The sequence below is a fragment of the Pseudomonas sp. TZ252 genome (assembly GCF_056110345.1).
On sequence record NZ_CM148566.1, the window covers coordinates 4,304,404 to 4,329,532 of the forward strand.

The following is a 25,129-nucleotide window of genomic DNA, read 5'->3' on the forward strand; positions in this document are numbered from 1 at the left end:
AGTCCAATCGATGACGGGCTTCCTTTCGGCGGCCACGCAAGGTAACAAGGACGATGACCCAACATTCGCAATTCGCCCTGCTGGGCAAGCGGCGTTTCCTGCCGTTCTTCATCACCCAGCTGCTCGGCGCCTTCAACGACAACATCTTCAAGCAGTCGCTGATCCTCGCCATCCTCTATCACCTCAGCGTCAGCGGCGACCGCAGCCTGCTGGTCAACCTCTGCGCACTGCTGTTCATCCTGCCGTTCTTCCTGTTCTCGGCACTGGGCGGACAGTTCGGCGAGAAGTACAACAAGGACGCGCTGATGCGCGCGCTGAAGCTGGCCGAGGTAGGCATCATGCTGGTCGGCGCTGCCGGCTTCGTCTTCGGCAGCCTGCCGCTGATGTTCGTCGCGCTGTTCGCCATGGGCACCCACTCGGCGCTATTTGGCCCGGTCAAGTATTCGATCCTGCCCCAGCACCTGCACGAGGACGAACTGGTCGGCGGCAACGCGCTGGTGGAGATGGGCACCTTCCTGGCGATCCTGGCCGGCACCATCGGCGCCGGCGTGCTGATGTCCCATGCGCATTACGCGGCGGCGGTGGCCACCGCGGTGGTGCTGGTGGCCGCCTGCGGCTACCTGGCCAGCCGCGGCATTCCGCGAGCGGCGGCGGCGCTGCCGGGGTTGAAGCTCGACTGGAACATCTTCGCCCAGTCCTGGAGCATCCTCCGCCTGGGGCTCGGCCAGCGCCCGGCGGTCTCGCGCTCGCTGGTGGGCAACTCCTGGTTCTGGTTCCTCGGCGCGGTCTACCTGACGCAGATCCCGACCTTCGCCAAGGAATGGCTGCACGGCGACGAAAGCGTGGTGACCCTGATCCTCACCGTGTTCTCGGTGGGCATCGCGCTGGGCTCGATGCTGTGCGAGAAGCTTTCCGGTCGCAAGGTGGAGATCGGCCTGGTGCCGTTCGGCTCGATCGGCCTGACCGTCTTCGGCATCCTCCTCTGGTGGCACGCCGGCGGCATTCCCCCAGGCGAGGCGCCCTACGACTGGCTGGCGGTGCTGCGCCACCATGAGACCTGGGCGGTGCTGGCCGACATCCTGTTCATCGGCATTTTCGGCGGCTTCTACATCGTACCGCTGTACGCCCTGATCCAGGCGCGCACCGACGAAGACAAGCGCGCCCGGGTGATCGCCGCCAACAACATCCTCAACGCCCTGTTCATGGTCGCCGCGGCGCTGGTCTCGATCCTCTTCCTCAGCGTCGCCAAGCTGTCGATCCCGCAGCTGTTTCTCGCCCTGTCGCTGATGAACGTCGCGGTGAACGTGTACATCTTCAAGATCGTCCCGGAATTCACCATGCGCTTCCTGGTCTGGCTGCTCAGCCACACCATGTACCGGGTCCGGCATGTGAACCTGGAGGCGATCCCGGACGAGGGAGCGGCGGTGCTGGTGTGCAACCACGTCTCGTACGTGGACGCGCTGCTGATCGCCGGCTCGATCCGGCGGCCGGTGCGCTTCGTCATGTACTACAGGATCTTCTCGCTGCCGGTGCTCAACTTCGTCTTCCGCACCGCCGGCGCGGTGCCCATAGCGGCGCGCCACGAGGACGAAGGGATCTACGAACGCGCCTTCCAGCGCATCGCCGACTACCTGAGGGACGGGGAGCTGGTGTGCATCTTCCCTGAGGGCAAGCTGACCGCCGACGGCGAGATGAATGAGTTCCGCGCCGGGATCGAGCGGATCATCGAGGAAACCCCGGTTCCGGTGATCCCCATGGCGCTGCAGGGCCTGTGGGGCAGCTTCTTCAGCCGCGACCCGAACAAGGGCTTCTTCCGCCGCCTGTGGTCGCGGGTAAGCCTGGTGGCCGGCGAATCGGTGGCGCCGGGGGCGGTGGAGCGCCTCGACCTGCAGGCGCGGGTGACGAGCTTGCGCGGCGAAGCTCGTTGATCGATCCGCAGAAACGAAAAAGCCCCGGCGATGCCGGGGCTTTTTTTGGCGAACTACAAGTTAGATAACTTGTACTTCGTCGGCTTGCAGGCCTTTCTGGCCGTTGACGACCACGAAGGAAACCTTCTGGCCTTCCTGCAGGCTCTTGAAGCCGGTGCCCTGGATGGAACGGAAGTGAACGAACAGGTCGTTACCGCTTTCCGGGGTGATGAAGCCGAAGCCTTTGGCGTCGTTGAACCATTTTACGGTGCCGTTCTGACGATTCGACATGGTGTAACTCCTGAAACAAAGTTGATTGCGGCGACGGAAATATCCGAGCCGGTAGGTACTGAGTTGCAAAGAGTACGAGGAGCCGAGGCGATGAGCGGACCGAGATCTACCACACCAGGTCACGATTCACTGTGACCCAAGCAAGCACAGTGGTCGCAGAGTACGCGATAAAACTGCGGAAAGCGATACCCCTCGGAGCATATTCGATGGATGTCTAATGGCTCAGCTTGAGGCCGACCAGTCCGCAGACGATCAGCGCGACGCTGGCCAGGCGCAGCAATGCCATAGATTCGCCGAACAGGACGATCCCGGCGATTACCGTGCCGACCGCGCCGACCCCGGTCCAGACGGCATAGGCGGTGCCCAGCGGCAGGTGCTTCATGGCCAGGCCGAGCAGGCCCAGGCTGACCAGCATGGCGAGCGCCGTGAGGACCGTGGGAAGCGGCTTGCTGAAGCCTTCGGTGTATTTCAGACCAACGGCCCAGCCCACTTCGAACAGGCCGGCGAAAAACAGGATGATCCAGGACATGGCGATCTCCAGGGCAACGGGTGGCGGGGCCGTCCCCATTCGATCACCGGCCGGAGGCGGGTGGTGAGGTCGTCCTCACTGCGTGCGGTATTTTGCATGGTTCATCGGTCGGGACAAGGCTTCCCGACCGGGACCCAGTTCAACGCGGCGTATCTTCCATGCGCCGGAACAGGGCGGCCAGCAGCGAACCGGAGAGATTGTGCCAGACGCTGAACAGCGCGCTGGGCACCGCTGCCAGGGGCGAGAAATGGGCGTTGGCCAGCGCCGCGCCGAGCCCCGAGTTCTGCATGCCGACTTCGATGGCCAGGGCCTTGCGCTGTGCCAGCGGCATGCCGGTCAGCTTGCCGGTGAGATAGCCGAGCGACAGGCCGAAGCCGTTGTGCAGCATCACCACGGCCATGATCAGCAGGCCGGACTCGGCGATCCGCGCCTGGCTGGCGGCCACCACCGCGGCGATGATCACCACGATGCTGAATACCGAGACCAGCGGCAGCACCTCCGCCACCTGTCGGGTGCGCTCGCCGAGCAGGCGCTGTGCCAGCAGGCCGAGGGCGATGGGCACCAGCACCACCTGGAGGATCGACAGGAACATCGCCGCGAACGACACCGGCAGCCAGGCCGAGGCCAGCAGCCAGACCAGCGCCGGCGTGACCAGCGGGGCGAGCAGGGTGGTCACCGAGGTGATCGCCACCGACAGGGCGACATCGCCACGGGACAGCCAGGTCATCACGTTGGAAGCGGTGCCGCCGGGGCAGCAGCCGACCAGGATCACGCCCACCGCGATCTCCGCCGGCAACTGCAACAGGCGACAGAGCAACCAGGCCAGGCCGGGCATGATGACGAACTGGGCCAGCACGCCGATCAGCACCCGTATGGGGTGCCGGGCGACCTCGCGGAAGTCTTCGCCCTTGAGCGTCAGGCCCATGCCGAACATCACCAGGCCGAGCAGCGGCGCGATGGCGACGGTGAGCGGGAGGAACCAGGCCGGCCGGAAGAAGGCGAGGATGGCGAACAGCAGGACCCAGAACGGGAAGCTGGCGCTGACGAAACGGCTCAGGGCGGTCAGGGCACGCATGGGCTTTCCTTGTTATTGGACGGCCGCCAGTCTGCCATGCCGGGCGCGACTCTCCCAGCGGCGGGCGCCGCCGGGAGAGCGGGGCGTCAGACGCCCTGGGGGATTTCTTCGCCGCCGAGGGCCTCGAAGAGCGCCGGAAGGAATTCGGCGAAGGTCAGCATCATCAGGGTGAAGCTGGCATCGAGCTGGCCGAGGGCGTCTTCGCCGCCGTCCTTTTCCGCCTGCTCCTGCAGCAGGTCTTCGAAGCGCAGGCGCTTGACCGCCAGCTTGTCGTCGAGGACGAAGGACAGCTTGTCCGACCAGGCCAGGGACAACTGGGTGACCAGCTTGCCGGCGGTGAGATGCAGCTGGATTTCCTCGCTGGTCAGGTCCTGGCGCTTGCAACGGACCACGCCGCCGTCCTCGTGGGTGTCGCGCAGCTCGCATTCGTCGAGCACGTGGAAGTCGCCGGCGGCTTCCTGGGTCTTGACCCAGTCGGTGAGGGTCGCGGTCGGCGCGACCTTCACGCTCAGCGGGCGTACCGGCAGGGAGCCGAGCGCTTCGCGCAGCGTCGAGAGCAGGTCTTCGGCCTTCTTCGCGCTGGCCGAGTCGACCAGGATCAGGCCGAGGCTTGGCGCGATCGCGGCGAAGGTGCTGGAGCGGCGGATGAAAGCACGCGGCAGCAGGGTCTGGACGATCTCGTCCTTCAACTGGTCGCGTTCCTTCTTGTAGACCTTGCGCATCTGCTGGGCTTCGATCTCGTCGACCTTTTCCTTCAGTGCGTCACGCACGACGCTGCCCGGCAGGATGCGCTCTTCCTTGCGTGCCGAGATCAGGAAGAAGTCCTGGCTGACGTGTACCAGCGGTGCGTCCGGGCCTTTGCCGAACGGCGCGGTGAAGCCGTAGGTGGTCAGCTCCTGGCTGGCGCAGGGGCGGGCGGGTTTTTCGCCGAGGGCTTTCTCGAGGGAATCGGCATCCAGTTGCAGATCCTGGGTGAGGCGGTAGACGAGCAGATTGCGGAACCACATGGGGTCGTTCTCTCCGGGCACAAAGGACCCATTATTCCGCCGCTGGCGGCTCAGGCCAACCCCGGTCCGTCGCTAACTCCTTGGAACGGCAGAAAATTTTTTTCATCGAGGGGCTTGCCAGGGGCCGAATCGCTCCGTAGAATGCGCCCCACTTCGAGAGTGAAGGGTGATTAGCTCAGCTGGGAGAGCATCTGCCTTACAAGCAGAGGGTCGGCGGTTCGATCCCGTCATCACCCACCAATCTCGCAAGTTACGCGCAGCGGTAGTTCAGTCGGTTAGAATACCGGCCTGTCACGCCGGGGGTCGCGGGTTCGAGTCCCGTCCGCTGCGCCATTTCCTTCCTTCGCTGTATCTCTTGCGCTTCCTTCCCGCTTCATAATTCGACGTTTTTCGACGCTTCCTTTCCGCTGTTCTTCTGTCCTCGTTCCGCGCGTTCGTTCTGCTATCTCCTTCATTTTTCGGAAAGTTCGGCCTTGAACTTATCCGCGCGCACCTGTTCCTATTGCCCATAGCCACTGGTCGCGACAGCCTGCTAAGCTCGCGGCTTCATCGAATATGCCCGAGCGGCGAACAGATTAAAGGACTCAGCATGAAACAACATCGGTTGGCAGCAGCGATCGCACTGGTCGGTCTGGTTCTCTCCGGCTGCGATTCGCAGACCAACGTTGAGTTGAAGACCCCGGCGCAGAAAGCTTCCTATGGTATCGGCCTGAACATGGGCAAGAGCCTGTCCCAGGAAGGCATGGACGACCTGGATTCGAAAGCCGTCGCCAAGGGCATCGAAGACGCCCTCGGCAAGAAGAAGCAGCAGCTCACCGATGAAGAGCTGACCGAAGCCTTCGCCTTCCTGCAGAAACGTGCCGAGGAGCGCATGGCCGCCATCGGCGACGAAAACGCCAAGGCCGGCAAGAAATTCCTCGAGGAAAACGGCAAGCGCGACGGCGTGACCACCACCGCTTCCGGCCTCCAGTACGAAATCGTGAAGAAGGCCGATGGCCCGCAACCGAAGGCCACCGACGTGGTGACCGTCCACTACGAAGGCCGCCTGACCGATGGCACCGTCTTCGACAGCTCCATCGAGCGCGGCAGCCCGATCGACCTGCCGGTCAGCGGCGTGATCCCGGGTTGGGTCGAAGCCCTGCAACTGATGCATGTCGGCGAGAAGATCAAGCTGTACATCCCCAGCGAGCTGGCCTACGGCGCGCAGAGCCCGAGCCCGGCGATCCCGGCCAACTCGGTACTGGTCTTCGACATGGAACTGCTCGGCATCAAGGATCCGTCCAAGCCGGACGCGGAGCCCGAGGCCGGTGCCGCAGCGCAGCCCGAAGCCAAGGCGGACGCGAAGAAGTAATTCTTCCGCCGCGATGCATGAAACGCCCCGTCCATGACGGGGCGTTTTCATTTGCGGATTCGGCTGAACCCAGGCGCTGCCGCGAGGGTCTGAAAAACAGGTCGAGGGCACGGCCGGTGTTACCCTTATGCACACATTTGTCGCACGTCGACCCGACCTACGGTATTGACCTCGGGTTGTCCGTTGCGCTAGGTCAAACCCTTGATTTTCAATGCTTTTAGAGCATTGTCTAAAAAGTGTCCGATCTGTCGGAAAGCCTGTAGCGACGGGCTTCTCGCCGACGGAAGGGGGGGCTGTTCACAAGGTTATCCACAGTATGCGTGGATAACCCGGAGAGCCTCGGCGGCAAGCGCTTGAGCGAGGTGGAAGGATGGATGCACCACGAGGATTCAGTCGTTACCTGGGGATCGCGGAACGTTTCCTGGCCCGTGGCCGGGTGCCCGCCTTGTTGATTGCGGTAGCACGCAAGCGCTCGCGCCTGAAGCTGGTGAAGAGCGACCTGCGCCTGCTGCAGGAACTGCTGGTGGCCTGGGTTCGCGGCGAATACCGCGGACTCAGCCGCCAGGCGTTGCTCTCGGTGATCGCGGCGCTGGCCTATTTCCTTTCGCCGGTGGATATCGTCCCCGACTTCATCTTCGGTATCGGCCTGCTCGACGATCTCGCCGTCCTGGCCTGGGTAGTGCGTCGCTGGCAGTCCGAGCTGGATGCCTTCAAGGTCTGGCGCGACGCCCAGGCCGTCGAGACGCAGCAGGCGCTGCGAGAGCTGCCGGCTCCCAGGGCGGAGCGCGTTCAGGGTTCCTGAGGCGCTCGCAGGCTGTTTTCCAGCAGGCGCTCGATGCTGCCGTCCCTGACCATCTCGTCGAGCACCCGGTCCATACTTTCGACGGGGACCGGCAGTTGTCCGCCATAGATGCAGTGCATCCGATAGCTCTGCAGTACCAGCGGACTGACGCTCAGGCCCAGCTCGGGATGCTGGCGCGTCAGGTAGAGCAGCGGGCGGCGCATGTCCACCGCGGCGTCCAGGCGCGAACGCTTGAGCATCTGCACGCGACTGGCCAGGTCGCGGGTATCTTCGCGGCGAATTTCCCCGGCAGCGAAGGCCTGCATGAGATTGTCCGCGTAGACATAGCCTAGACTTGTACCCAGGGTCTTGCCGCGCAGCTCGGCGAAGTCGCGGATCGCCGGACGGTCGTCGCGCTGCAGCAGGACGTCCTGCTCTTCGAAGAGGGCAGGAGACCAATGGTAGCGTTCGGGTTTGCTATCCCATCCGGGGTTGGAGTTGCAGATCACGTGAATATGTCCGCTGGCCATGAAGCCGTCGATCCTTCGGTTCGGCGTTTCCACGAAACGCAGCGACAATCCCAGCCGCTGCGCGACCCGCTCCCCCAACTGGCGGGTGAAGCCGCCTTGCAGCTGGTGGTCGACGATGTCCACGTAGGGCATGCCGTCGGCGGGGCTGAAGCCCCAGCGCAGCTCGCCGGCGAAGGCCTGTCCGACTCCCAGCAGGATGCACAAACCAAGACTTCTCCGGCGCACCCGTGGGCTCCTCCACCAGGCAGACTGTGTGACCAGGGCAGCAGTATAGCCAGTCCGCAGCGGCGCTGTGCCTGATAAGATGGCGGCTTGCAAGGAGACCGACATGAATGTCCAAGTGATCACGCGAGACGGCGAGGCGGAATACGCGGTGTTGCCCTGGGCCGAATACCAGGCGTTGCTGGCCGCCGCTGGTCGCCCGGCCGCCAGTGTCGCGGTGGAGACGACCGCGCCGGCGCCGCCTTCCGCGAGTCTGCTGGAGCGCCGCGAGGCGCGCGGCCTGAGCCTGGAACAGGTGGCCCGGGAGGTCGGTATCAGTCCTTCCTATATGGCGATGATCGAACGCGGCGAACGCGAGGCCAGCGAGGCCATCCTGTTCGCCCTGGAGCGTGTGCTGGGCAAAGCGACGGGGGCCTGACCTTGAGTGTGCTGATCAGCCGTAAACACTGGGATAGCCTGCTGCTGGAAATCGAAGATGCGCGTCGCCAGCGTCATCTGCTCACCTACCGGGCGCTGATCGAGCGCCTGCAACTGCCGACTCCGGCGATGACCACCCTCACCGCGGCTCTCGAGCACCTGGCATCGCTGGATGCGCGCTCGGGGCGTCCGTTGCGCAGTTCGCTGGTCATCAGCCAGGGCGCAAGCCGCTTGCCGCGCACCGGTTTCTTCGAGTGCGTGGAGCGCCTCGGGCGTTTTTCCGGTCCGCCGGACGGCCCGGCCGCGGCTGGCTGGCATGCGGCGGAAGTGGTCCGTGTCTTCGAATTCGAGTATCCCGATGAACTCTGAATGGATCTGGCGCCTGCGCGCCCGCCTCGGTTACGGCGTGGCCCGGCAGTTGCTGGGCTGGCCCTGGCTGGTCAAGCAGCCGCGAGCCTGGCAGTGGATGCAGGGGCAGTTCTCGCGCATGGCCAACCTCGGACACCGCGACGCCCAGGCGTTCTACGGTCACCTGCTGCTGTTCCGTGGACAGGGCTTCGGCGCGCGCGAGGAGGGCCTGCGCCTGCTGCGCCTGGCTGCCAGCGCGGGCGATGGGAAAGCGGCCTACCAGCTCGGCGTGCAGGCGCTCAAGGGCGACAGCCGGCAAGCGCCCGACGCGCTGGCAGCCAGCCGCCACTGGGCGCAAGCGGCAGAGGCGGGCCACCCGCTGGCGGCGCGCAAGCTGGCGGAACTCTACCGCGATGGAGGCCCGGGCCTGGCGCCGGACAGCGAGCGCGCCGAGCACTATGCGCAACGGGCGTCCGCGCTCGGTCTATAGCTGAACGAACGGTTCAGGCGGCCTCGATCAGGTGCAGGCTTTAGCCTGGCAGCGCCTTGGCCTGGCGCTTGGCCTCGGAGGCCAGCGTCGCCAGGTGCGCGGCATCCATTCCCTGGCAGGCTTCGGCCGGTAGATGCACCACGCCGACGGACAATGACAGCAGCGGGTACTCCTCGCGCTGGCCATGGCGATTGTGTGCAACGAAACAGCCGGCTTCCAGGTGCTCGCGGCTGTAGAAGCGTCGGCATTGGCTCTGGAAGGTTTCCAGCAATCGGTCGATCCGTGTGCGCCAGTCCTCGGGGCCGAGCACCAGCATGAAGTCGTCGCCGCCGATGTGGCCGACGAAGTCGCTGCCCGGGTCGATCCGTTCGCTCAGGCACTGTGCCAGGCACAGCAGGACCTCGTCGCCGCGGGCGTAGCCGTAGAGATCGTTGAAGGGTTTGAAGCTGTCGACGTCGATGTAGCAGATCACCGCCTCGCGCCTTTGTTGCAGCAGGCGTTCGAGGCATTGCTGGATCGGCACGTTGCCGGGAAGCAAGGTGAGCGGATTGGCGTGCCGCGCCTGCTGGAGCTTTTCCTCGGTGATCAGCCTGAGCACGTCGATCACCCGGCCCATGCCCGCATAGTGCCCGCCGCGGGTGACGATGAAATCTTCCTCGATACGCTGGCGTGCGCGGCTAGTCAGCAGGCGGCTGACCTGCTGCAGGGTCTGGCCGAGTTCCACGGCGAGAAAATCGTCGCTCATCAGGCGGCTGATCGGCTTGCGCAGGAACAGGTCGCAGGCGAAGGGCCGGAGCAAGGCGTCGGTGAGCGCGTGGCGATGGACGATGCCGATGGGACGCCCTTCTTCGTCGAGGATCGCCAGGGAGTTCAGGTTGGCCTGGTGACGGAAGATTTCCACCACTTCCTGGGTCGAGGTGCGAACGTCGACCGCGCGCTGTTCCAGCAGCAGCGCACGCAGGTCGCCGTGCTCGTCGCCGGATGACTGGCTGGGGGCGCCAGCGCTGGGCAGCATCTGTTGTACGTCGCTCGCCGGGTGTTCCTGCGGGCGGCCGAACAGATAGCCTTGCACCAGGTCGACCCCCATCTCGCTAAGCACCGCCAGTTCCTCGGGCAGTTCGATGCCTTCGGCGATGACCTGGGCGCGAGAGGCCCTGGCCATCTTCAGGATGGAGCCGACGAACTCGCGTTTCACGGTGTCCAGGTGGATGCCGTCGACGAAGTGGCGGTCGATCTTCACGTAGTCCGGACGCAGTTCCGACCACAGGCGCAGGCTGGAGTAGCCAGCGCCGAGGTCGTCGAGGGCGATGGAGAAGCCCATGGCGCGATAGTGGTGCAGCGCGGTGTCGAGCAGGTCGAAGTCGTCGATGGGGGTCTGTTCGGTCAGTTCGATCACCACCCGGTTCGGCGAGATCCCCAGCTGTTGCAGCAATTGCAGGGTGCGGCCGGGCGGATGGCCGGCTTCGAGGAGGGACTCCGGGGAGACGTTGAGGAACAGCATGGCGTCGCCCTGGATGTCGCGGAAGCGGCTGAAGGCGCGTTGTCGGCAGAGCAGTTCCAGTTCGCTCAGCCGTCCGCATTGGCGGGCCACGGCGAACAACGCCAGGGGCGAGTGCAGCGGGCTGTTGGACGGACCGCGGGTCAGCGCTTCGTAGCCGACCAGGCGCCGTTCGGAAAGCGAGAGGATGGGCTGGAACAGGCAGTGCAGGTCGCCGTGGGCCAGGATGCTGTCCAGGGCGCTCAACTGCTCGGTGACGGTCATGGAACGCTCTCGTCGCAATGAAAAAGGGCCGGTTGTGCAACCGGCCCCGTATTTCACGACAGTCCCATGACTGTTTTATGACGCTCCCGCTGAACTCAGTGCTTGGCCACCGCCGAGTTGAGGTTCAGGTAGTCCAGCAGGATGTGCCCGGACTCGGTGAGGTAGGCGTCGTCCTGCGGCTTGGTCTTGTCGTCCTCTTCCGGCAGGGCGTTCTCGTCCTCTCGCTTGAGTTCCTTCAGCGGCTCCTGGCCCTTGGACTTGCGCAGGGCGTTCTCCATGGCCAACTGGCGGTTCTCGATGCTGGTCTGCTGGGCGCGGCGCTTGGCCTCGTTCAGGCTGACGGTCTTCTCCTTCATCAGCTCCTGGGCCAGCGCCAGGCGCTCGCGGGCGTAGACGAAGTCGGCGTTGTTCTCGGTGCGTGCGTCGTGCTGGGCCTTGAGTTGCGCGAGGAACGGCTTGAACGGGTTGGCCTCGTCCTTCACCACCGGGCGGATGGTGTCCCAGGGCATCGAGTCGGGCAGGGCGCTTTCGCCGATTTCCTTGTCGTCGACGATGGACGGGTAGCTGATGTCCGGGATCACGCCCTGGTGCTGGGTGCTCTGCCCGGAGACACGGTAGAACTTCGCCAGGGTCAGCTTCAGTTCGCCGTGGTTGAGCGGCTGGATGGTCTGCACGGTGCCCTTGCCGAAGGTCTGTCCACCGAGGATCAGCGCGCGGTGGTAGTCCTGCATGGCGCCGGCGAAGATCTCCGAGGCGGAGGCCGAGAGACGGTTGACCAGCACGGCCAGCGGGCCGGTATAGAAGGCCTTGCCTTCGTCGTCGTTGAGCACGTCGACGCGGCCGTCGCTGTTGCGCACTAGTACGGTCGGGCCCTGGTCGATGAACAGGCCGGTCAGCTCGGTGGCCTCCTGCAGGGAGCCGCCGCCGTTGTTGCGCAGGTCGAGGACGATGCCGTCGACCTTGTCCTTCTGCAATTCGGCGACCAGCTTCTTCACGTCGCGGGTGGTGCTCTTGTAGTTCGGGTCGCCGGCGCGGTAGGCCTTGAAGTCCAGGTAGAAGGCCGGCAGGTCGATCACGCCGAGCTTGTAGCTGCGGCCTTCGTGGTCGACCTTGATGATGGATTTCTTCGCCGCCTGGTCCTCCAGCTTCACCGCCTCGCGGGTGATGGCGACGATCTTGCTGGTCTGGTCGTTCGGCGCGTTGCTCGCCGGAATCACTTCCAGGCGTACCTGGGAACCTTTCGGCCCACGGATCAGCTTGACCACTTCATCCAGGCGCCAGCCGACCACGTCGACCATTTCGCCCTTGCCCTGGGCGACGCCGATGATCTTGTCGGAGGTGGCGATCTGCTTGCTCTTCGCCGCCGGGCCGGCCGGCACCAGGCGTACGACCTTGACGTAGTCGTTGTCGCTCTGCAGCACCGCGCCGATGCCTTCCAGCGAGAGGCTCATGTTGATGTCGAAGTTTTCCGCGTTGTCCGGCGACAGGTACTGGGTGTGCGGATCGTAGGACTGGGCGAAGGCGTTGATGTAGGCCTGGAAGATGTCTTCGCTGCGGGTCTGCTTCAGGCGCGACAGCTGGTTCTTGTAGCGCTTGGTGAGCTGTTCCTGGATCGCCTTGTCGTCCTTGCCGGTGATCTTCAGGCGCAGGACCTCGTCCTTCACCTTCTTGCGCCAGAGGTCGTCGAGCTCTGCGGTGTCCTTCGCCCAGGGGGCCTTTTCGCGGTCGATCAGCAGGCTCTCGTCGACGCTGAAGTCGATCTTGTCGACGCCCTTGTCGAGCATCGCCAGGGCGTAGTCGAGCCGACCTTTCAGGCGGTCGAGGTGGCGCTTGTAGATGACGAAGCCGGGATCGAGGTCGCCGCTCTTGAGGAAGTCGTCGAACCTGTTGCGCCAGCGATCGAACTCGGCGATGTCGCCGGCGGTGAAGTACATCCGCGCCGGATCGAGCATCTTCAGGTAGCTGTCGTAGATCTTGGCCGAGCGTTCATCGTTCAGCGGCGGCTTGTTGTAGTGGTGCCGCTTGAGCAGTTCCACCACGTTGAGGCTGGCGATGACCTGCTCGCGGTCCGGCTGCAGGCTGTCCCAGGAATTCTGGGCGCTGCCGACGGAGACGGCGGTCGAGGCGAACAGCGGCAGCGAACTGGCGCCGAGGAGGAGCAACAGGGCGGTACGGGGCAGAAAACGCTTCATGCTGATTCGACTGATCGCGGAGTAATGACGCATATTAGGCCTTATTAGCCGGCGCCGGGTTCCCTTGGCGCAATGCAAAAAGCCCGACTCTGGGTGATCGGGCCGTGACAACCCCACTATGGAGGCAGCGTGAACGCATTGCAAGGTATCGAAGGTCGTGTCGAGTGGTCGGAAATCGCCGCCCCGTCCTGCGGTCAGGGCGAAATCCGCATCCGCGTGGCGGCCGCCGGACTCAACCGCGCCGACCTGTTGCAGAAGGCCGGGCTCTACCCGCCGCCACCCGGCGCCAGCCCGGCGCTGGGGCTCGAGTGTGCGGGTGTGGTCAGCGAGGTGGGCGCGGGCAGCACCTGGCAGGTCGGCGACCGGGTCTGCGCGCTGCTCGCCGGCGGCGGCATGGCCGAGGAAGTGGTGGTGGACGCGCGCCACGTACTGCCGGTCCCGGCAGGGCTGAGCCTGGCGGAGGCGGCGGGGATTCCGGAGGTCTACGCCACGGCCTGGCTGAACCTGTTCCAGTTGGCGGCGTTGCAGCCCGGCGAGAAAGTGCTGCTGCACGCCGGCGCCAGCGGCGTCGGTTCGGCCGGCATCCAATTGTGCAAGGCGTTCGGCAACCCCTGCTGGGTCAGCGTCGGTTCCGCCGAACGCCTGGCCTACTGCGAATCCCTGGGCGCCGCCGGCGGCGTGCTGCGCAAGCAGAGCCTGGAATCGCTGCGCGATTTCGCCCCGTTCGACGTGATCCTCGATCCGGTCGGCGCCCGCTATGCCGGGTTGAACCTGGAGTTGCTGCGGCGCGACGGGCGCTGGGTGATCATCGGCCTGATGGGCGGCCGCGAGGCGCAACTGGACCTGGCTCAACTGCTAGGCAAACGCATCCAGTTGACCGGCTCGACCCTGCGTACCCGTGATGCCGAGTTCAAGGCGCAGTTGATCGCCGAACTGGGGTTGAAGGTCTGGCCATTGTTCTCCGCCGGGAAACTCCGCGCGCAGCTGGAGCGAACCTTCCCGATCGTCGACGCCGAGGCGGCGTTCGAGGCGTTGGCGAGCAACCAGGTGCAGGGCAAGGTCGTGCTGGTGGTGGACCCGTCGCTGGCCTGAAGGGCCGCTTCGGCGACGCGATGGAAAGCGCGATCCGCTCGCGCTTTCGCAGCGAGCCTGTCAGCGCCAGGCGTTGACCGGCCAGCCCATTTCCTTGGCGTAGGCGAGCAGGGTCGGGTCCGGATTGACCGTGTTCGGATGGCCGACCAGCTTCAGCAGCGGCAGGTCGTTGCGCGAGTCCGAATAGAACCAGGCGTCGGCCAGTTGGCGATCGTCTCCTTCCAGCAGGTCGAGCAGACGCAATACCTTGCCTTCGCGATAGGTGAGGGTGCCGAGGGTGCGGCCGGTGTAGTGTCCGTCGAGCACTTCGAGATCGATGGCGAGGACTTCGTCGACGCCGATCCGCGCCGCGATCGGCTTGACCAGGTGCACCCCGGATGCGGAGACGATCAGCACCCGGTCGTTGGCGCTGCGGTGGCGCGCCAGGCAGGCGCAGGCGTCGCTGTAGATCAGCGGCTCGATGACCTCCTCGACGTAGGCCTCCACTTCCCGCTCGACTTCCTCGACGCTGCGACCGATCAGCGGTTGCAGGGTGTAGTCCATGTACAGGTCCATGGACAGCTTGCCTTCGGCGTACTGCTCCATCAGTTCGGCGTCGTGGCGGACGAAGGATTCGTCGACCCAGCCGAGACTCGCCATGCGCTGGCTCCACAGGCTGGAGCAGTCGCCGTGGATCATGGTCTCGTCCAGGTCGAAGATCACCAGGCTCATCAAGCTACCTCTCGAATACTGTTGCGATCGATGACCAGCGTCAGCTGACTGCCGGCCGGATACAGGCGGTCTGCGCTGCGGTTGAGGACGTCGACGGTGAGTTCCACCCCGGCGGCCTCGACGCGGTAACGGATCACGTTGCCGAGCAGACTGTGCGAGCGTACCAGCGCCGGCACGCCTTCGCTCGGTTCGTTGCCCAGGCGCAGGGATTCCGGGCGGATCGCCACCTGTTGCGCGCAGGGCTGGCCGAGCAGGCGGCTGGCCTGTTCGGCGTCGAGCAGGTTGTAGTTGCCGATGAAGCCGGCGGCGAAGGCGTTTTCCGGCGCGGTGTAGAGGGTCTCCGCGTCGCCGCTCTGGACGATGCGTCCGGCGTTCATCAGGACGATGCGGTCGGACAGGGTCAGCGCTTCCTCCTGGTCATGGGTGACGAACACCGTGGTTAGCCCCAGCTCCTGCTGGATGCGGCGGATCTGTTCGCGCAGGTGCTTGCGGATGCGCGCGTCGAGGGCCGACAGCGGCTCGTCGAGCAGCAGCAGGCGCGGGCGCGTCACCAGCGAGCGGGCCAGCGCCACGCGCTGGCACTGGCCGCCGGAGAGTTGGTGCGGGTAGCGTGCGGCGTACTCGCCCAGTTCCACCAGTTCGATGGCTTCGGCGACCCGCTGCTTCAGTTCCGCCGCCGGCACCTTCTGCATGCGCAGGCCGAAGGCGACGTTCTGTTGCACGGTCATGTTGGGGAACAGCGCGTAGCTCTGGAACACCATGGCGATCCCGCGCTTCTGCGGCGGCAAAGGCACCACATCCTCGCCGTCGATGAGGATGCGCCCGCTGTCGACCTCGGTCAGCCCGGCGATGCAGCGCAGCAGGGTGGACTTGCCGCAGCCGCTGGGGCCGAGCAGGGTGACGAACTCGCCGCGGGCGGCGGCGAAGTCGATATCGCGGAAGATGCTGGTGGCACCGTAGCTCTTGTCGAGCTGTTCGACGCTGACGAACGACATGATCAGGCCTTGTCCTTGTTCAGTCGGTTGGCCGCCCAGGTCAGGACCAGGACGAACACGAAGTAGGAGACCACCACTGCGCTGGTGTAGTGGCCGCTGCTGTTGCGCATGTTGTTGAGGAACACCTGCAGGGTCTCGTAGCGGGTACCGACCAGCAGGTTGGCGAAGACGAATTCGCCGATGAGGAAGGAGAACGACAGCAGCAGGGCCACCATCACGCCCTTGCGCAGGTTCGGCAGCACGACCAGCAGCGCCGCCTTCCAGGTGCTGGCGCCGAGCAGGTGGGCGGCGTCCATCAGGTCGCGCAGGTTGATCGCCTGCAGGTTGTTGGTGATCGCCCGGTACATGAACGGCAGGGCGATGGTGAAGTAGCAGCCGACCAGCACCCAGGGCGTGCCGATCATTTCCAGCGGCCCGCTGGCATAGAGTTGCAGCAGGCCCACCGAGGAGACGATCGGCGGCACCGCGAAGGGCAGCAGGATGAGCACGTTCATCACGCCGTCCAGGCGCGGGAAGTGGTAGTGGATGACGAACATCAGCGGCAGGATCAGCAACACGCTGAACGCCAGGGCGCCGAAGCAGACCAGCAGCGAGCGGGCGAAGGCCAGCAGGAAGCGCTGGTCGCTCCACAGCGTCAGGTACCACTTCAGGGTCAGGCCGTCCGGCAGCAGGGTCGCCGACCACTGGGTGGCCAGCGAGTAGAGCAGGGTCGCCGCCAGCGGCAGGACCAGGATCAGGAACAGCGCGCAGACCACCAGGCGATGGTAGAGCGCGGCAGGACGTCGATCAGCGCGCGACATGGTAGCTCCTGCGCAGCAGCCATTGGTGGACCAGGGTGATCAGGGTCATCAGGCCGACCAGCACCATGGCCAGGGCGCTGGCCATGTTCGGGTCGGGGAACACGTCGCCGGCGACCAGCGCGCCGATGCGGATCGGGATCACGTTGAAGTTGCCGGTGGTCAGCGAGTACACCGTGGCGTAGGCGCCGAGGGCGTTGGCCAGGAGGATGACGAAGGTACCCAGCAGCGCCGGGGTCAGCACCGGGATGCCGATGTGTCGCCAGTACTGCCAGCCGTTGGCGCCGAGCAGCGCGGCGGACTCGCGCCAGTCCTCGCGCAGGGCGTCGAAGGCCGGGTAGAGCAGCATCACCCCGAGGGGGATCTGGAAATAGGTGTAGAGGATTATCAGGCCGGTCTTCGAGTAGAGATTGAAGTCGTCGATCCAGCCGGCCTGCTTGAGCAACAGGGTCAGCGCGCCGTTGAAGCCGAGCAGGATGATGAAGGCGAACGCCAGCGGTACCCCGGCGAAGTTGCTGGTCATGTTGGAGAAGGCCATGACGAAGTCGCGCAGGCGGCTGTCGACGTGGCGCAGCGAATGGCTGCCGAGCACCGCGATGAGCAGGCCGAGCAGGCTCGACCAGCCGGCGATCTCCAGGCTGTGGCGGATCGCCTGGCGGTAGAAGGGCGAGCCGAACAGCTCGAGGTAGTTGGCCAGGCTCCAGGCGTCGCTGGCCTTCAGGCTGTTCAGCGCGACCCAGGCCAGCGGCGCTATCTGGAAAATCACGAAGAACGCCGCGAAGGGCAGCAGGAACAGCAGCGCCAGCCATTTGCCGGAGAGTCGTTTCATGGGGCGAGCAGCTCCCGGCAGACGGGTTTGTCGTGGGCGGCGCCGAGGATTTCGCAGAGCGTGCCGCAGAGGTCGGTCTGCAGCGGTTGCGCCAGGTCGTCGCGGCTGAAGGCGTCGCCGAAGACGAACAGCGGCACCTCGCGCTCCTCCTCGAGGATGCCGCCGTGGCTGCGGTCCTCGTTCATTCCGTGATCGGCGGTGATCGCCACCTGGTAGCCGGCCGCCAGCCACTGGTGCAGGTATTCCGACAGCAGTGCGTCGGCGCGCCGCGCGGCGTTGCGGTAGGCGGGGCTGGCGAGGCCGTGCCTGTGCCCGGCGTCGTCGATGTTCATCGAGTGGACCAGCATGAAGTTCGGTGCGTGCCGGCGGCGCAGGCTTTCCGCGTCGGCGAACAGGTGCGAGTCCGGATAGTGGTCGCTCCAGTAGAAGTGTCCGCGCTGGATCGGCAGTGCGCTGTCGTCGGTGTGGCGGTCGCGGGCCGGGTCGAACGGCGCGCGGTTGTACAGTTCGCTGACCCAGTGGTAGGCCGCTGCCGCGGTACTCAGGCCGGCCGCGCGGGCGTAGTGGAACAGGCTCTGTTCCTGGCTCAGGCGGACCACGTCGTTGTGCAGGATGCCGCTATCGATTGGCGGCACTCCGGTGAGGATGCATTCGTAGAGCGGCCGGGACAGCGAAGGCAACTCGCATTCCAGGCGGTACGACTGGCCGCGGCCGGCGCCGCAGAGGGCCTGGAGATGCCCCATGCAGTCGCGGGCGACGCTGTGGTTGAGGCCGTCCAGCAGGACGAGGATGACGTCGTGGCGCATTCGGGGTATCCGTCGATGCGGGGCGGCCGCCGGGGAGGGCGGCCGCGCTCCGCGTCACTGCATGTTGATGATCACCGCTTCCTGCCACTGCCGCGGCAGGCGCTTGGAGGTTTCCTCCCAGGCCTTGGCGTCCTTGATCGGCTGGGCCTTGGCGTACTGCTCGTTGGGCAGCAGTTGGGCCTTCACGTCGTCCGGCAGGGGCAGGCTCTCGGCGCGGATCGGTCGCGCGTTGCCCTTGGCCAGGTTGATCTGTCCGGCGTCGCTGAAGATGTACTCGCGGGCAAGCTTGGCGGCGTTCGGGTGCTTGGCGTACTTGTTGATGATGGTGGTGTAGCCGGAGATCACCGAGCCGTCCGAGGGGATCAGCACCTCGAAGCGCTCCGGGTCGATCTGCTGGCGGTAGCTGAGGCCGTTGAAGTCCCAGACGATGCCGACTTCGACCTCGCCCTTTTCCAGGGTGGCGATCACCGGGTTGGTCAGCGACAGGCGGCCCTGCTTGGCGATCTTGCCGAAGAACTCCAGGCCCGGCTTGATGTTCTTCTCGTCGCCGCCGTTGGCGATGGCCGCGGCGAGCACCCCATTGACCGCCTGGGCGGCAGCGCTGACGTCGCCGATGGTGACCTTGTACTTGCCCTGCAGCAGGTCGGCCCAGCTGTGCGGTACGTCCTTCACCAGTTGTTTGTTGACGATGAAGGCGATGGTCCCGGTGTAGGCGAGTGCCCAGTGGCCGTCCTGGTCCTTGGCCCAGGCCGGGATCTGTTCCCAGGTGCTCGGCTTGTACGGCTGGCTGACGCCCTGCTGCACGGCGATGGGGCCGAAGGCGGCGCCGACGTCGCCGATGTCGGCGCTGGCGTTGTCCTTCTCGGCCTTGAACTTGGCCAGCTCCTGGGCCGAACTCATGTCGGTATCCATGTGCTTGAGCCCATACTTGCTCTCAAGGTCCTTCCAGGTGTCCTTCCAGTTCGCCCAGCTGTCGGGCATGCCGACGCTGTTGACCTGGCCTTCCTTGCGCGCGGCCTGTTCCAGCGCCTGCAGGTCCGCTTCGGCGGCCAACGCCAGGCCGCTGCCGAGGGCGATGGCGGTTCCCAGCAATGAAGCAAGCATGCGTTTCATTCGGTGCTCCTTCGTTCGAGAGGTTCGGTCGGGCAGCCTCGGGAGTTCTCGACGCTCCTTCGGGCGGGACTGCCGCGGGTGTGGTCTAGATCAGCAAGACCCAGGCCAATCTAGAGTCGCTGGATGACGGTTTCATGTCAGCTAGCCGCGCCTGGCATCGCCGCGGCTTGCATCCGCAGAAGCGTAGACCATGCTTAAGCCCTCGATTCCATGGGCGCCGGGCGCCTCCGGGAAGACCGTTGTCTTGTACCTGTCACGTCCCGGTCATCTGGGTTTCCTAGCATCGGACGAGCCGGAGGCACAGGGCGGGCCGGCGGAAATGCCCCTTGTTGGGGCTGGACTAGACCAATAAGGAAGCTGTCGATGCGTGACGAAGCGCTACCCACCGTAACGGCGATCTGCCGGGCGCTCAGCGAGCAGATCGGCCATGGTCTGCTGCCGGCGGGTGGCAAGCTGCCGGCCGAGCGCAAGCTCAGCGAGCTGTTCGCGACGACCCGGATCACCCTGCGCGAGGCGCTGATCCAGCTGGAGTCGCAGGGCCTGATCTACCGCGAGGAGCGCCGCGGCTGGTTCGTCTCCCCCGAGCGGCTGGCCTACAACCCGCTGGTCCGCAGCCACTTCCATGCGATGGTCAGCGAACAGGGCCGGGTGCCGGCGACCGAGGTTCTGTCGGCCCGGCAGATGCCGGCGAGCGCGGCGGTTTGCGAGCTGCTGGAGCTGCCGGCGCTGTCCAGCGTCTACCAGATCCGCCGGGCGCGGCGGGTGGACGGGCGGCTGGTGCTGTATGTCGAGCACTACCTGAACGCGCAGTACTTCCCCGGAATCCTCGGCCACGACCTGACCCGCTCGCTGACCGAACTCTATGCCAGCGAGTACGGCATCCACTATGGGCGGGTGCGTTTCGACATGGTGCCCACTGCACTGCATGCCGAGGCTGCGGCGCCGCTGAAGGTGGCGGTGGGCAGCCCGGCCCTGCGCATTAGCCGGATCAACCGCGACCAGCGTGGTCGGCTGATCGACTGCGACCTGGAGTTCTGGCGCCACGACGCCATCCATATCAGCGTCGAGGTACCGCAGTAACGCCACGCGTCGACGACCTGCGGCACCTTCTGCGAGGATGGGCTCCCGGGAAAAGGAGCCCTCGCATGTTCATACTGCCGATTTCGTCCGACCTGCACCTGGAGCTGCTCGACCAGCCGCGCGCCGAGGAACTGTTCCGCCTGGTGCGCGCCAACAGCGAGCACCTGGCGCCCTGGATGCCGTGGGTGCCACTGACGCAGAGCGCGGACGATACCCGCCGTTTCATTGGCGAAGGCCAGCGGTTGTGGGCGGAGCGCAGGAGTTGCCGCTGCGGGATCGTCGAATCCGGATGCCTGGTCGGCGTCATCGACCTGCACGATTTCACCGAGGACAGCCGCAGCGCCAGCATCGGCTACTGGCTGGCGGCGTCCGCGCAAGGGCGCGGGCTGCTCGCCAGGGCGCTGGGGAAGACGATCGAGTTGGGTTTCCTTGGCTACGACCTGCAGCGCCTGGTGATCCGCTGTTCCACCGAGAACCTGCGCAGCCAGCGCGCCGCCGAGCGCCAGGGCTTCCGGCGCGACGGAGTGATCCGGGCCAACGAGATCATCGCCGGGCGTGCCCACGACCATGCGATCTACACGCTGCTGCGCAGCGAATGGCACGCTGCGCACGCCTGAGTGGCCCCGGGCGAATGCCCGGGGCATGAGCGAGGCTGGCGCTCAGGGCAGCTCGCTGCTGGCGTAGAAGGCGCCGAGCACCTTGACCAGGTGCGCCAGGTCATGGCTGCCGGCCAGCTCGCGAATCGAGTGCATGGCGAAGGTCGGCAGGCCTATGTCGACGGTGCGCACGCCGACCTGGCTGGCGGTGATCGGGCCGATGGTCGAGCCGCATCCCATGTCGCTGCGGGTCACGAAGCTCTGCACCGGCACTTCGCTGTCCTGGCAGAGGTGGCGGAAGAAGCCGGCGGTTTCGCTGTTGGTGGCATAGCGCTGGTTGCTGTTGATCTTGATCACCGGACCGCCGTTCAGCGCCGGGCCATGGTTGGCGTCGTGCCTGTCGGCGTAGTTCGGGTGTACGCCATGGGCGTTGTCGGCCGAGACCAGCAGCGAGCGCTGGATCGCCCGGCTGAAGGCGTCGCCTTCCGGCAGCAGGCGGCGCAGTACCTGTTCGAGGAACGGACCGTCGGCGCCGCAATGCGAACAGGAACCGACTTCCTCGTGGTCGGTGCAGACCAGGATGCAGTTCTCGTCGCCTTCGGCGTTGAGCAGGGCTTCCAGGCCGGCGTGGCAGGACAGCAGGTTGTCCAGGCGCGCCCCGGCGATGAACTCGTCGTTGAGACCTACCACCGCGGCGGACTGGGTGTCGTAGAACGACAGCTCGTAGTCCAGTACCACGTCGGCGGTGATGCCGTGCTCGCGCAGCAGCTGTTCGTCGAGCAGCAGGCGGAAGTCGGCGGCCTCGCCCGGCGCCAGCTGGGCGATGATCGGCGGCAGTTCGTTCTGCGCGTTGATCGGCCAACCCTCGTTGGCGGCGCGGTTGAGATGGATGGCCAGGTTGGGGATTACCGCGATGGCCTTGCGGAAGTCGACCAGGCGGCTTTCCAGCTTGCCATTGGCGCGGAAGGTGACGCGCCCGGCCAGTGACAGGTCACGGTCGAACCAGGGGGCGAAGAGGGCGCCGCCATAGACTTCGACGCCGAGCTGGAGGAAGCCGTTGCGAGCGATCTCCGGGTTCGGCTTGACCCGCAGGCAGGGGCTGTCGGTGTGCGCGCCGACCAGGCGGAAGCCGCTTTCCAGGGGCGAGCGACGGCCCAGGCGGATGGCGATCAGCGACGAGTCGTTACGGGTCACGTAGTAGCGGCCGCCGGTTTCGGTGTGCCAGGCGTCGCGCTCGTCGAGGCGGCGGTAGCCGGCGGCTTCCAGGCGGCGGGCGAGGCTGGCGGTGGCATGGAAAGGCGTGGGCGAGGCCTTGAGGAAATCGATCAGGCCCTGGTTGAGTTCTGCGCGCATAGTGGCTCCGGACGGCAATCCATGCAGTCTATCGTATTGTCCGACGGGGTTCAGGTCGTTGGCGGCGGGGCCGGCCAGAAAAAGCGGAAGCTGGTCGTTGTATGGCAAGACGGGGTACCGGAAATCGGCGGGCGGCGTCCCGGCGGGCCGGGACGCGGCGGGGAAGGCTCAGAACGGCGCCGGCGACTCGAAGCGCAGGCGTTCGCCGCTCTGCGGATGGGTCAGGCACAGCAGGCTGGCGTGCAGGCACAGGCGTTCGTGGGCGGCGAGGGCTTCGGGGTTGGCGTAGAGGCGGTCGCCGAGCAGCGGATGGCCGATGGAGAGCATGTGCACGCGCAACTGGTGCGAACGGCCGGTGATCGGCGTCAGCTCGACCCTGCTCCAGCGTTCATGACGCTCGATCACACGCCAGAAGGTCAGGGCGTGGCGGCCGTGCTCGAAGTCCACCACGTGACGCGGCTTGGTCGGCGGGTCGTAGCGCAGCGGCAGTTCGATGCGCCCGCTGTCCAGTTCCGGCAGGCCCCAGCAAAGGGCGGTATAGGCTTTCTCGGTCTCGCGGTCGTGGAACTGGCGGGACAGCTCGCGGTGGCTGTCGGCGTCGCGGGCGAGCACCATCAGGCCGGAGGTTTCCCAGTCCAGGCGGTGGACGATGCGGGCCTCGGGATAGCCGTTTTCCTGCAGGCGGGTGACCAGGCAGTCCTTGTTGTCATCGGCGCGGCCGGGCACCGACAGCAGCAGGGTGGGCTTGTCGACCACCAGCAGGGCGTCATCCTGGTGAACGATTCGGATCTGGGACAGCGGCATAGCGAACGGGCTCATCGCCGGGAGGCGGCAGGGAGCCTGGCGGGCAGGCTCGGTGAAACGACTGCGGCGGCCAATGGCCGCCGCAGTATGGACCCTGGGCGAATCAACGATCCGGCAGGGTGATGTTGAGTTCCAGGATCGAGCAGTTGCCCTGGTTCTCCAGTTCCACCTGGATCTGCTCCTGGTCGATCGGTACGTACTTGCGGATCACTTCCAGCAGGTCTTTCTGCAACTGGGGCAGATAATCCGGCTGTGCGCGCTGGCCACGTTCGTGGGCAACGATGATCTGCAGTCGTTCTTTCGCGATGGAAGCGCTGTTCTGCGATTTCCGACTGCGAAAGAAGTCTAAAAGGCTCATTCACGTCCTCCGAACAGTCTTTGCAGGAATCCTTTCTTCTGCACATCGAGGAATCGATGCGGTATTTCCTTGCCGAGCAGGCGGTCGACCGCATCGCTGTACGCCTGGCCGGCGTCGCTCTGCTCGTCGAGGATCACCGGCACGCCCTGGTTCGACGCCTTGAGCACGGCCTGGGATTCCGGGATCACCCCGAGCAGGCGGATGGCGAGGATCTCCTCGACGTCGTCGACGCCGAGCATCTCGCCCTTGGTGACGCGCTCCGGGTTGTAGCGGGTCAGCAGCAGGTGTTCCTTGATCGGCTCCTCGCCTTTCTCGGCGCGCTGCGACTTGCTTGCCAGCAGGCCGAGCATGCGGTCGGAGTCGCGTACCGAGGAAACCTCGGGGTTGGTCACGACGATCGCTTCGTCGGCGAAGTACATGGCCAGGTGGGCGCCTTTCTCGATGCCCGCCGGGGAGTCGCAGATGATGTATTCGAAATCCTTGCGCAGTTCGGCCATGACTTTCTCGACGCCTTCCTTGGTCAGGGCGTCCTTGTCGCGGGTCTGGCTGGCGGCCAGGACATGCAGGTTTTCGAGGCGCTTGTCCTTGATCAGGGCCTGGGTGAGGGTGGCCTCGCCGTTGACGACGTTGACGAAGTCGTACACCACGCGGCGTTCGCAGCCCATGATAAGGTCGAGGTTACGCAGGCCGACGTCGAAGTCGACGATGACGGTCTTGAAACCGCGCAAGGCCAGGCCGGTGCCGATAGCTGCGCTGGTGGTGGTTTTACCGACGCCACCCTTACCGGAAGTGACTACGAGAATTTTGGCCAAGGTGATTCACCCCAATGAAAAACGTAAGAATTCTGGTCCCTGAAAGTGGCGGCAGTATCCGTTAAAGGCGGGTGATGTTCAACACGTCACCCGACAGGCTGACGTGCACTGCCTTGCCCCACTGCGGGCTGCGTCGCAGGTCCTCCGCGACCTTGTAGTTACCGGCGATGGAGACCAGTTCGGCGGCCAGCTGCTGGCAGAAGATTCGCGCCGTGGCGTCGCCTTTCACGCCGGCCAGTGCGCGTCCGCGCATCGGGCCGTACACATGGATGTTTCCGTCGGCGAGAAGTTCCGCGCCGGGACTGACCGCGGCCAGCACGATCAGGTCGCCGCCGGCGGCGTAGATCTGCATGCCGCCGCGCACCGGGGTCTTCACCACCTTGGTCGGGCGGCTGACGGGCTCGGCGGGCTTCTCTTCCGCCTTGGCCGGCTCGGGCCTGGCTTCACCGGCGCTCGGGCTGGGCTCTTCGGCAGGCTTGCGCGGGGCGCTGTCCTTGATGTCCAGCGGTCGTTCGCGGGCGCCCGAGGGCGGCAGCACCGGCAGGTCCAGGGCCTGGGCGGCGGCGATGTCCTCCTCGCGCCCGGCGCGTATCGCCAGGGTGCGCAGGCCGTGGCGGCGACAGACCTCGAGGAGCGCCGGCAGGTCGAGGCGGCCTTCGCCTTCGGGCAGCTTGTCGAGGGCCATGACCAGGGGGGTGTCGCGGAAGAAGTTGGGCGCTTGCGCCACTTTGTCGGCGAGTTGCCGTTCGAGCCTCGCCAGGTCGTTGTGCGCCAGTTCGAGGATGGTCACCGCGAGCATGCTGCCCTTGAGCTGGAATACGGGGTCTTGATCGAGGAGGTCGGCTTGGCTCATGGGGCTTGTCGGTCGTTGAATTGCAGGG

The 25,129-nt window shown here is 65.7% G+C and carries 27 protein-coding genes and 2 tRNA genes; 11 read left to right on the forward strand and 18 right to left on the reverse strand.

Features of this window, described 5'->3' with window-relative positions; all coding sequences use genetic code 11:
• The first annotated feature begins 53 nt into the window (after nt 1-53).
• Entirely contained in the window at nt 54-1,928 is a 1,875-nt protein-coding gene (locus ACYAF3_RS19900) for an MFS transporter (protein ID WP_003091605.1), read from the forward strand.
• A 60-nt stretch (nt 1,929-1,988) separates the two neighbouring features.
• Here the strand turns inward: ACYAF3_RS19900 and ACYAF3_RS19905 are convergent, their stop codons facing one another.
• The 4 genes from ACYAF3_RS19905 to rdgC form a co-directional block, all read right to left on the reverse strand.
• A complete protein-coding gene (locus ACYAF3_RS19905) occupies nt 1,989-2,198 on the reverse strand; it encodes a cold-shock protein (RefSeq protein WP_003091604.1) in 210 nt (69 codons plus the stop codon).
• Between the two features lie 214 nt (nt 2,199-2,412).
• Complete coding sequence (sugE, locus tag ACYAF3_RS19910; RefSeq protein WP_003091603.1) at nt 2,413-2,727, reverse strand: quaternary ammonium compound efflux SMR transporter SugE; 315 nt, start codon at nt 2,725-2,727, stop codon at nt 2,413-2,415.
• Nucleotides 2,728-2,866: 139 nt separating this feature from the next.
• Nucleotides 2,867-3,802 carry a bile acid:sodium symporter family protein gene (locus ACYAF3_RS19915; RefSeq protein WP_003452887.1) on the reverse strand — a complete coding sequence of 312 codons (936 nt, stop codon included), beginning with the start codon at nt 3,800-3,802 and terminating at the stop codon, nt 2,867-2,869.
• Nucleotides 3,803-3,888: 86 nt separating this feature from the next.
• Entirely contained in the window at nt 3,889-4,809 is a 921-nt protein-coding gene (gene rdgC, locus ACYAF3_RS19920; RefSeq protein WP_003091601.1) for a recombination-associated protein RdgC, read from the reverse strand.
• A 164-nt stretch (nt 4,810-4,973) separates the two neighbouring features.
• Between rdgC and ACYAF3_RS19925 the strand changes: the two genes are divergently transcribed.
• From ACYAF3_RS19925 to ACYAF3_RS19940, 4 genes are all read left to right on the forward strand, one after another.
• Nucleotides 4,974-5,049: transfer RNA gene (locus ACYAF3_RS19925), tRNA-Val, on the forward strand.
• 16 nt (nt 5,050-5,065) lie between these two features.
• A tRNA-Asp gene (locus tag ACYAF3_RS19930) sits at nt 5,066-5,142 on the forward strand.
• A 256-nt stretch (nt 5,143-5,398) separates the two neighbouring features.
• A complete protein-coding gene (locus ACYAF3_RS19935) occupies nt 5,399-6,160 on the forward strand; it encodes an FKBP-type peptidyl-prolyl cis-trans isomerase (protein ID WP_003091600.1) in 762 nt (253 codons plus the stop codon).
• Nucleotides 6,161-6,530: 370 nt separating this feature from the next.
• A complete protein-coding gene (locus tag ACYAF3_RS19940; RefSeq protein WP_023111520.1) occupies nt 6,531-6,962 on the forward strand; it encodes a YkvA family protein in 432 nt (143 codons plus the stop codon).
• Here ACYAF3_RS19940 and ACYAF3_RS19945 read toward each other — a convergent pair.
• Entirely contained in the window at nt 6,950-7,696 is a 747-nt protein-coding gene (locus tag ACYAF3_RS19945) for a substrate-binding periplasmic protein (protein WP_105248328.1), read from the reverse strand. The genes ACYAF3_RS19940 and ACYAF3_RS19945 overlap by 13 nt on opposite strands.
• Before the next feature lie 103 nt (nt 7,697-7,799).
• Between ACYAF3_RS19945 and ACYAF3_RS19950 the strand changes: the two genes are divergently transcribed.
• The 3 genes from ACYAF3_RS19950 to ACYAF3_RS19960 are packed head-to-tail and all read left to right on the forward strand — an operon-like array spanning nt 7,800 to nt 8,948.
• Nucleotides 7,800-8,111 carry a helix-turn-helix domain-containing protein gene (locus ACYAF3_RS19950; RefSeq protein WP_003114792.1) on the forward strand — a complete coding sequence of 104 codons (312 nt, stop codon included), beginning with the start codon at nt 7,800-7,802 and terminating at the stop codon, nt 8,109-8,111.
• Between the two features lie 2 nt (nt 8,112-8,113).
• Complete coding sequence (locus tag ACYAF3_RS19955) at nt 8,114-8,479, forward strand: hypothetical protein (RefSeq protein WP_003114793.1); 366 nt, start codon at nt 8,114-8,116, stop codon at nt 8,477-8,479.
• A complete protein-coding gene (locus ACYAF3_RS19960; protein WP_003091595.1) occupies nt 8,469-8,948 on the forward strand; it encodes a tetratricopeptide repeat protein in 480 nt (159 codons plus the stop codon). Before ACYAF3_RS19955 ends, ACYAF3_RS19960 begins: the two co-directional genes overlap by 11 nt.
• Before the next feature lie 40 nt (nt 8,949-8,988).
• Here the strand turns inward: ACYAF3_RS19960 and ACYAF3_RS19965 are convergent, their stop codons facing one another.
• Nucleotides 8,989-10,710 (reverse strand): bifunctional diguanylate cyclase/phosphodiesterase, encoded by a 1,722-nt coding sequence (locus tag ACYAF3_RS19965; protein ID WP_034007793.1) that lies wholly within the window; start codon nt 10,708-10,710, stop codon nt 8,989-8,991.
• Between the two features lie 95 nt (nt 10,711-10,805).
• A complete protein-coding gene (locus ACYAF3_RS19970; RefSeq protein WP_003091593.1) occupies nt 10,806-12,902 on the reverse strand; it encodes a carboxy terminal-processing peptidase in 2,097 nt (698 codons plus the stop codon).
• Between the two features lie 129 nt (nt 12,903-13,031).
• Between ACYAF3_RS19970 and ACYAF3_RS19975 the strand changes: the two genes are divergently transcribed.
• Nucleotides 13,032-13,994 carry an NAD(P)H-quinone oxidoreductase gene (locus ACYAF3_RS19975; protein ID WP_004345021.1) on the forward strand — a complete coding sequence of 321 codons (963 nt, stop codon included), beginning with the start codon at nt 13,032-13,034 and terminating at the stop codon, nt 13,992-13,994.
• A 60-nt stretch (nt 13,995-14,054) separates the two neighbouring features.
• Here the strand turns inward: ACYAF3_RS19975 and ACYAF3_RS19980 are convergent, their stop codons facing one another.
• The 6 genes from ACYAF3_RS19980 to ACYAF3_RS20005 are packed head-to-tail and all read right to left on the reverse strand — an operon-like array spanning nt 14,055 to nt 19,245.
• The gene (locus ACYAF3_RS19980; protein WP_016852626.1) at nt 14,055-14,705 is read right to left on the reverse strand and encodes an HAD family hydrolase; all 651 of its coding nucleotides are present in this window, start codon (nt 14,703-14,705) and stop codon (nt 14,055-14,057) included.
• Nucleotides 14,705-15,700 (reverse strand): ABC transporter ATP-binding protein, encoded by a 996-nt coding sequence (locus tag ACYAF3_RS19985; RefSeq protein WP_003109170.1) that lies wholly within the window; start codon nt 15,698-15,700, stop codon nt 14,705-14,707. The genes ACYAF3_RS19980 and ACYAF3_RS19985 overlap by 1 nt, the downstream gene beginning before the upstream one ends.
• 2 nt (nt 15,701-15,702) lie before the next feature.
• On the reverse strand, nt 15,703-16,500 hold the full coding sequence (locus ACYAF3_RS19990; protein ID WP_003091589.1) for an ABC transporter permease: 798 nt from the start codon (nt 16,498-16,500) through the stop codon (nt 15,703-15,705).
• Nucleotides 16,487-17,326, reverse strand: coding sequence for an ABC transporter permease (locus tag ACYAF3_RS19995; protein ID WP_003091588.1), 840 nt, complete (start codon nt 17,324-17,326; stop codon nt 16,487-16,489). Before ACYAF3_RS19995 ends, ACYAF3_RS19990 begins: the two co-directional genes overlap by 14 nt.
• On the reverse strand, nt 17,323-18,132 hold the full coding sequence (locus ACYAF3_RS20000; protein ID WP_003114798.1) for an alkaline phosphatase family protein: 810 nt from the start codon (nt 18,130-18,132) through the stop codon (nt 17,323-17,325). Before ACYAF3_RS20000 ends, ACYAF3_RS19995 begins: the two co-directional genes overlap by 4 nt.
• A gap of 54 nt (nt 18,133-18,186) precedes the next feature.
• Nucleotides 18,187-19,245: an ABC transporter substrate-binding protein gene (locus tag ACYAF3_RS20005; RefSeq protein WP_023089360.1), complete on the reverse strand. Its 1,059-nt coding sequence runs from the start codon at nt 19,243-19,245 to the stop codon at nt 18,187-18,189.
• Nucleotides 19,246-19,608: 363 nt separating this feature from the next.
• Here ACYAF3_RS20005 and ACYAF3_RS20010 point away from each other — a divergent pair, with 363 nt between their 5' ends.
• Together ACYAF3_RS20010 and ACYAF3_RS20015 are read left to right on the forward strand one after the other, a co-directional pair.
• Nucleotides 19,609-20,325: a UTRA domain-containing protein gene (locus tag ACYAF3_RS20010; protein ID WP_003091585.1), complete on the forward strand. Its 717-nt coding sequence runs from the start codon at nt 19,609-19,611 to the stop codon at nt 20,323-20,325.
• A 65-nt stretch (nt 20,326-20,390) separates the two neighbouring features.
• On the forward strand, nt 20,391-20,942 hold the full coding sequence (locus ACYAF3_RS20015; RefSeq protein ID WP_009313721.1) for a GNAT family N-acetyltransferase: 552 nt from the start codon (nt 20,391-20,393) through the stop codon (nt 20,940-20,942).
• A gap of 42 nt (nt 20,943-20,984) precedes the next feature.
• On the opposite strand, the gene ACYAF3_RS20020 is transcribed toward ACYAF3_RS20015, so the two are convergent.
• The 5 genes from ACYAF3_RS20020 to minC all read right to left on the reverse strand — a co-directional run bounded on the left by ACYAF3_RS20020 (nt 20,985) and on the right by minC (nt 25,101).
• Nucleotides 20,985-22,274, reverse strand: a complete 1,290-nt coding sequence (locus ACYAF3_RS20020) for a M18 family aminopeptidase (RefSeq protein ID WP_003114800.1) — start codon at nt 22,272-22,274, stop codon at nt 20,985-20,987.
• Between the two features lie 168 nt (nt 22,275-22,442).
• Entirely contained in the window at nt 22,443-23,078 is a 636-nt protein-coding gene (locus tag ACYAF3_RS20025; RefSeq protein ID WP_003114801.1) for an RluA family pseudouridine synthase, read from the reverse strand.
• Between the two features lie 103 nt (nt 23,079-23,181).
• Complete coding sequence (gene minE, locus ACYAF3_RS20030) at nt 23,182-23,436, reverse strand: cell division topological specificity factor MinE (RefSeq protein ID WP_003091581.1); 255 nt, start codon at nt 23,434-23,436, stop codon at nt 23,182-23,184.
• Nucleotides 23,433-24,248: a septum site-determining protein MinD gene (minD, locus tag ACYAF3_RS20035; RefSeq protein WP_003091579.1), complete on the reverse strand. Its 816-nt coding sequence runs from the start codon at nt 24,246-24,248 to the stop codon at nt 23,433-23,435. The genes minE and minD overlap by 4 nt, the downstream gene beginning before the upstream one ends.
• A gap of 61 nt (nt 24,249-24,309) precedes the next feature.
• The gene (gene minC, locus ACYAF3_RS20040) at nt 24,310-25,101 is read right to left on the reverse strand and encodes a septum site-determining protein MinC (RefSeq protein WP_003114802.1); all 792 of its coding nucleotides are present in this window, start codon (nt 25,099-25,101) and stop codon (nt 24,310-24,312) included.
• Between the last annotated feature and the right edge of the window lie 28 nt (nt 25,102-25,129).